Here is a 7175-nt window from a genome sequence, read left to right as displayed (position 1 = left end):
CATAGGCAGTGGTAATATTAATGACGTTGCTCTGCCCTACCGTAGGCGCTTTAAAACCGGTGCTCAGCGAGCTGCGAAAAGAAATCACATCATTGAGGACGTACCGCAAGTTAATCTTGCCGTCCAGCGTTGAGCCGAAATCTGAAAAATGCTCTCCACGCAACGCCGTTGCTACCTGCAAATCTTCAGTCAGATGTAACTCCAGATCGGCATACATGGCCCAGTTATGACGACTCCAGTGGCCCGCAGACATAGGCTGATAGCCGGGAAAGCCATTGGAACCCACACTGAAGCCGGCGGAATCGTTGCGGGAAGCGTCGTTGGCAAAGGGCCCTTCCACCCACGATGCTTCATCGCCGGCGATTTGTCCGTAGGTTTCCCGACGCCATTCGAACCCGACAGCCACGCTGGCCGGTTTGGATGTCCAGCCATCATAGAAACGGGAAAAATCAAGATTTACCGTCCGTTCGACCTGGCTTACCGCGCCGGGGGAAAAGGATAAAGGAGACGCATCGCCCAGGGACGGGTTAACCGTGTTTTCCAGTCGAAAACGCACATTGGAGTATCCGACGCTGCCACTGAGGTCAAATAGCCAGTGCCTGTTCAGTTCGCCCCGAATCCCTGCGAATAAAGACCCGTCTTTGATCACGCCCCCGAAGCGGGGAGTAAAACCACCCGGGAACCACTCATTAAATGCAAAACAGTTTGCCCCTGTAGGCGTAGTGTTATCTGCAATCAGCTGATAAGCAGGATCGTCCAGCACATTTGCGCCGGTAATGAAAATATCCGGGCAGGCTATCCCCTGTCCTATGCCGTCTTTATCAGCAACTAACAGTTTATTCTCTGACGACTCCGGATCACTGAACACACCCAGCCGGGTATGCGGATGGCGGTAATAGAAGCCGCCATCTACAGCACGCCGTGCCGCGGTGCCGAAAAAATACAATTCAGTGTGATCATCCAAAGGCACGCCGGCATTAAAAGCCAGTTTCATATCACTGCCCACATCCAGCGCGCCCCAGATTTGCGAGGGGTCATTAACATAGGGATTACCGGCTTCGGTCAGTGCCAGTGCATCAGAGCGCTGCACAGACCGGCTGGTCGCATTCTGCTGCTGATATTCTGCCGTAATGTTAAAAAAACCGTCACCCAGTGCCAGACCGGTATTCGCCTGTAACTGTACGCTTTCTCCGTCACCTTCGTAATACTGCCCGGTTTTGCCGGCGATATACCCGCCCTCACGTCGGTTATCCAGTACAAAGTTGATAACACCGGCGATCGCATCAGAGCCATATTGCGCAGCAGCGCCGTCGCGCAGTACTTCCACCTGACGCATGGCGCCTGCCGGCAGAACTGAAATATCCGGTCCCTGAGCGCCGTCTGACAGCCCGCCGCCTAAAAACGTGATCACTGCAGAACGGTGTCTGCGTTTGCCATTCAACAATACCAGCGTGTGATCAGCTGCCATTCCCCGCAGGTTTGCCGGGCGAACCAGACTGGCGGCATCGTTAATGGGCTGGTCGTTAACATTCAGCGACGGCACCACGCCGGCCAGCATGGTTAATACATCTGTGCTGCCCTGCGCCTGTAGTGCATCTCCGGCAATAATGTCTAAAGGTACCGGAGATTCAACAACTGAACGGGGCGCACTGCGGGTGCCCACAATAGCAATCCGTTCAATAGAAAAACCAATATCGTCGTTGACTCTGGGGCGTGGCGGACGCGGTGGCGGTGTTTTCAGCTCGTTGACCGCTTTCACCGTTAACATGCCGGTTGCGTCAATCTGTACGGCAAGCGCAGTGCCGCGAAGCAGCTGCAATAACCCTTCCTGCAAAGTAAACGAGCCGGTAAGACCATTGGCGCGGACTTTCTCTGCCAGTTCGTAGGGAAAAAGTAATGTGGTATTTGCCTGTTTGGCAAATTCAGTGAGAGCAGCGTCAGCACTTTGAGGAGGAATATCGAAGTCGATTTTTTGCTGCGCAAACACAGGCGCGGTATAACTGGCTGCGCAAAAGCTTGCAGCAGTCAACACGCGGATTAGCGATAAGCGAAGAAGTGTTTTGCGCATGAAAATCTGACAGTCGACAATATCTGTGTTGTAAAAAGAAAACCGCCACCCATACCGGGAAGTCCGTTTTCAGCCCGTTTTATTGTTATTTTTGTGAGTAAACAGGACGTTTAGCAACACAACTACTTTTCTTTTATTCGTTAATAATAGTAAAACCAGAACCCTGTACAATAATAACCGCGAAAACATCAAACTGCTCAGTTAAATATTTTCCCGCCTTACCGGTTCACTTCCTTTATACGCAACGCTACAGAATTCTGTGCTTTTACACAATATGGAAACAGCAGGAAAAGTGGGAATAAAGAGTATAAAGCGGAAATATAGGGTTAAACGGCGGACCCGGTATTATTTCTCCGGAATATTCATATGACAGTCAAAGCGTTAACTACAACACTGCCCGTCTTAGCGGGCAGTATACATTGTGTTATCCCTGTTGTTCAGACAACTGAATGGTCATCGCGTCAACACGTTTATGTTCAATGTGGAAGCTGTTCTTTAACGCCGACAACAAGCCACTGATGTCGCCCACTTTAAAATATCCGGCAACCCGTTTCTGCTTCAGCGCTTCACCTTCAATGGTAAAATCAACAGCGGTGTAGCGTTCAATTTCACGTAAAGCATCTTCCAGCGCCTCGCCTTTAAACACGATCATACCCTGTTGCCAGGCCAGGTCCTGTTCCATTGCATCGGTATCGAGATTTTTAAGGTCGCTAAGTTCGCCGTCGACGTTCGCTTTTTCGCCGGCAGTAAGCAGTTTCAGATTGCCAAATGCATTGCCTTTCTGAATCATTTCAGCAATTTCTTCCCGGCTCACAGAATTTTGTTTGTCCTGCACCAGCACTTTACCTTCTGTCACCACCAACTCAAATGCTTCGTTGTTTGTATACTGCATATTAAAAGCGGTACCAATGGCTGTTACCGTATTTATGCCGGCTGTTACGGTAAATGGTCTGGAAGCGTCGTGAGCCACTGTGAAGTGTGCTTCGCCCTTAATTAAATCAATAAGGCGGCGCTCGCCGTCAAAGTTAATCTGAATGGCCGAATTAGTGTTCATGTGCACCACTGAGCCATCATTTAAGGTCAGTGTTTTCTGTTCGCCAATGGCCGTTCCGATGCGTTGCGCCAGATGATAGCCGGTGTCATTCTGACCCAGCCAGTAAGAATCAACCATCATGGCAGCTGCTGCTGCCATAAGCAGAAAACCGGCCGCTACGCTCCAGCGTGCCTGGCGAAGTACTTTTCTGGCTTTGCCCGTTTCCCCTTTAATCTGCGGTCGCAGGGGGAACATGCCTTTTAATTCATTCAGTACACTTAAATCATCCCAGACACGCGCCACGTCAAATAAAATACGGCGGTGGCTCTGACTGGCATTCAGCCAGTCCCTGAGCGTGTCTGTTTCTTCGCTGGTTAAGCCACGATCGATACGGCTTACCCAAAGGCAAGCTTCCTCGTGTATGTCATCCTTACTGGTGAATTTGCTCACATTACTCATGGCTTAACTACTTGTTTGTCCTGATCTTGTCTGCCCTGTTGTACCTTTACCACCGGTACCGGCACTGGCTGCCAGAAAACGTGAACATTGCAACAGCCCTTTGGCTACATGTTTTTCGACGGTACTTTCACTCAGGCCCGTCAGATCTGCAATATCCCGCTGGCTCATGCCATAGACTTTCTTTAATAAAAACACCCGCTTCACTTCAGGCGACAAGGACTCTGTTGCTCTGCAAAAATGAATAAAGCGCTCTTTACTTTCGACATGCTTCTCAAGGCTGTAACCCACTAAATCGTGAGGAAGCATATCCATATCATCTACCGGCTGGTTTAACTGGCTCGCCGCACTGTTCACGTGATTAAGCGCGAGATTTCTGGCCGTTTTCAGCATGTAGGTCCGCTCATAGCGGATTTCCTGTTTTAATTCAGCCTCATAACTTTTAATAAAGGCTTCCTGCACGATGTCTTCAATATCATCCGAACTGACAATAGCACTCACCGCCCGCATCATCTTTGTGCGGTATTTTATAAAAGTGGCGGCGATAGTCGATTTGTTGGACATAATCTCTTTACAGGCAGTGTAGCTAAACCGTTACAAGTCGCTCTATGATGCCAGTTTTTTGCTCATGAAGTCATGCATTATTTTTTATACTTAAGTTGGGTACAAAGGGGGCAGCTGCCCCCTTTTTGTAACCCTTTGCTACGCTTAGAAGGTATAAATACCGCGAACGTAGTAGAAGCCACCGTTGATACCCAGCGGAGAGGTAACCGGATAAGCTGCACCGGCAATCTCATTGTCATACTGCGTATTGCGGTCCGGATATTCATCCAGCGCATTCTTCGCACCGACAACCAGTTGCAGGTTTTCACTTACGCTGTAACCCACTTCAACATCCAGAGACAGCTCAGAACCGATGTTATCGATTGGTAAGCCTGAATCCAGGTGATCTTCAAAGATGCTACCGTAGTAGTTCACACGACCCAGCACGCGCCAGTCACCATTGGTGTGGTTAGCAGTGAAGCTCCAGCGGGTTGCAGGCAGGTTGTCTTCAAGCATACGCACACGCTCTGGTGTGATGTTCTCAGACGCCTGGTCTACTGTGGTCGAAGTCCAGTTGTATGCCAGAGAGTACTTAGTCTCGCCGCCGAACATGTCCTGGCTGTAGTTAGCAACAACGTCAAGACCTTCAGTAGTGGTATCGAAGTCGTTGGTGAAGAACTTAACCGCGGAGAAGCTTGATGCGTCAGAAACGCCTTGCGCCAGCAGCGCAGCAATGTCTTCTTCTGTCAGTGCGATAGCAGATGTTGTACTGATACGGTCAGTCACTTCAATGTTGTAGTAGTCAGCAGTCAGGAACAGACCGTTATCAAATTCAGCAACGACACCGAAGCTCATAGATACAGACTCTTCAGGCGTCAGCGGCGTACCGCCTTTCTGAACAGAGATAGGATCGGTAGGAGGCAATGTAGCCTGATCTTCCAGCTGGCCGCTTGAACCGAATGCTGTGGTTACGTTACGTACTGTGCTCTGACCAATCGTTGGTGCTTTAAAGCCTGTTGAGTACGCACCACGGAATGCAATGCTGTCAGTCACCTGATAACGGGCAGACAGTTTACCTTTCGTGGTATTACCGAAGTCAGAGAAGTCTTCGTAACGTACTGCTGCTGCAACCAGGAAGTCGTCAGTCAGATATAATTCTGCATCCAGGTAGAATGCGATGTTGTTACGTGACGCTTCACCCTGACTCTTGTTAGACAGACCCGGGAAACCGTTTGAACCGATACCGAAGCCCTGAGAAGCCAGCGGGCCGATAGTGTAAGACGCAATGTCACCGGCTTTCGCTTCGTAGCTTTCATGACGGTACTGGAAACCACCGGCAAGGTACAGCGGCTCATTCAGACCCACTTCGATTGGCTTAGTCAAGTCAATATCCAGAGTCTGTTCAGACTGTACATAGGTACCCGGCTTAAATGAAGTTGGTGTTTCCGGACCCATAGACGGGTTAATGGTATTTGAAATGGCAAAATCAATTTCATTCTGACCCAGGTTCAAGCTGACGTCATAACCGATTTCGTTAGCCAGTTCACCACGGGTACCGAATACCAGTGACATATCCTGAACGGTACCACCGAAGCGCGGCGTGAAACCGCCCGGGAACATTTCGTTGAACGCAAAACAATCAGGATTGTTTGCTACTTCTTCAATGTAACGCGGGTTCTGCAATACGTTGTCACCGACCAGAATGTCTGTCGGGCAGTTACCGGACATATCGCCGGTCAGATCACCAACCAGCAGTAACTGGTTGCCGTCAGCATCTGTACCACCGTCGTTAACACCACCACGGTTATGCGGATTACGGTAGTAGAAACCACCTTCTACTTCACGTTCTGCGTAGTTACCGAACATATAGGCTTCGGCATTGTCGCTCAGTTCCAGACCTAAGTTTGCGAAAACTTTAATGTCGTCTTTGATTTCAGGGCTACCCCAGATTTGAGCAGGGTCAGCGACAAAGGTGTTACCGGCAGCAATCAGAGCTGCCGCATCATCACGCTGTACACTGCGAGACGTTGGATCAGAAGTACGGTATTCAGCAGACAGGTTAATAAAACCGTTCTCGCTTAATGGTAAACCGATATTACCGGAAACCTGCATCATGTCACCGTCACCTTCATAGTATGAACCGTAACGGGCTTCGAACATGCCGCCTTCATCAGCGTCTTTGAGTACGAAGTTAACAACACCGGCAATCGCATCAGAACCGTACTGTGCAGCAGCACCGTCACGCAGAACTTCTACCTGTTTCAGCGCTGATGAAGGAATAACAGAAATGTCCGGACCCTGTGCACCGTCAGACAAACCACCACCCAGGAAGGTGATAACTGCAGAGCGGTGACGACGCTTGCCGTTTACCAGAACAAGGGTGTGGTCTGAAGCCATACCACGCAGGTTGGCCGGACGTACCAATGTTGACGCATCGTTGATTGGCTGGTCATTTACGTTGAAAGAAGGTACGACGGTTTGCATCATCGATACCATGTCCGTTGCGCCCTGGTTCTGGAACTCATCACTGGAGATGATATCTACCGGAACAGGAGAGTCGCCGACTGAACGGGGAGCGGCACGGGTACCGACAACAGCGATTTTTTCAACATCTTTCGCTTCAGCTTCTTCACTTTCCTGCGCATAAGCATTCACAGAGGCCAGCATACTTACAGCAGCAGAAGCAGCCAGTGCAGTACGCACATTTTTTGTCAGTTTTGACATTGACGTTTTCATAGTGGTTTCCTGGATTTTGCGATTTTTCCCCCGGCTGAATCAGCACTGAAAATGACGTGTCAATTTAGCCGGAATTTTTATAATTTAATAATACACACACTAACTTTTACCGCGTTAGTTGGGGAACTTATAGACCGCAAACCCATAGAAAACAAACCTTTTTAGCCAAATTAAAAATATTTTTTAAAGTGATGGAGGATTTTGATTTCTGACCTGTCTATTACAATATTGGCGGGGTTTAAGCGCAGTGAAAACCAGCCCGATCCGGCTAATTTATATACAATTTTTGGTTATCTCCCTTTCGACCGTATTGTGTTTTTCTGACACAAAAAACCCGGC

General features: G+C 49.2%; 4 protein-coding genes. All 4 read right to left on the bottom strand.

Annotated features, from left to right (window positions below; all coding sequences use genetic code 11):
- Positions 1-2068: TonB-dependent receptor plug domain-containing protein (locus AC4PME_RS03030; protein WP_491529490.1), on the bottom strand; the 2068-nt coding region annotated here is incomplete at its 3' end.
- Between the two features lie 424 nt (positions 2069-2492).
- Positions 2493-3560 carry a FecR family protein gene (locus AC4PME_RS03025; protein WP_119500675.1) on the bottom strand — a complete coding sequence of 356 codons (1068 nt, stop codon included), beginning with the start codon at positions 3558-3560 and terminating at the stop codon, positions 2493-2495.
- A 3-nt stretch (positions 3561-3563) separates the two neighbouring features.
- Positions 3564-4121, bottom strand: a complete 558-nt coding sequence (locus AC4PME_RS03020) for an RNA polymerase sigma factor (RefSeq protein ID WP_474844733.1) — start codon at positions 4119-4121, stop codon at positions 3564-3566.
- Positions 4122-4265: 144 nt separating this feature from the next.
- On the bottom strand, positions 4266-6836 hold the full coding sequence (locus AC4PME_RS03015; RefSeq protein WP_491046461.1) for a TonB-dependent receptor plug domain-containing protein: 2571 nt from the start codon (positions 6834-6836) through the stop codon (positions 4266-4268).
- Positions 6837-7175 lie beyond the last annotated feature (339 nt).

It is taken from the genome of Alteromonas sp. (genome assembly GCF_984505615.1).
This window is presented reverse-complemented; position numbering and strand designations above follow the sequence as displayed.

Excerpts from the sequence above, each read along its gene's own strand:
- AC4PME_RS03025 (WP_119500675.1), bottom strand. The coding sequence starts at position 3,560 with ATGAGTAATGTGAGCAAATTCACCAGTAAGGATGACATACACGAGGAA.
- AC4PME_RS03020 (WP_474844733.1), bottom strand. The coding sequence starts at position 4,121 with ATGTCCAACAAATCGACTATCGCCGCCACTTTTATAAAATACCGCACA.
- AC4PME_RS03015 (WP_491046461.1), bottom strand. The coding sequence starts at position 6,836 with ATGAAAACGTCAATGTCAAAACTGACAAAAAATGTGCGTACTGCACTG.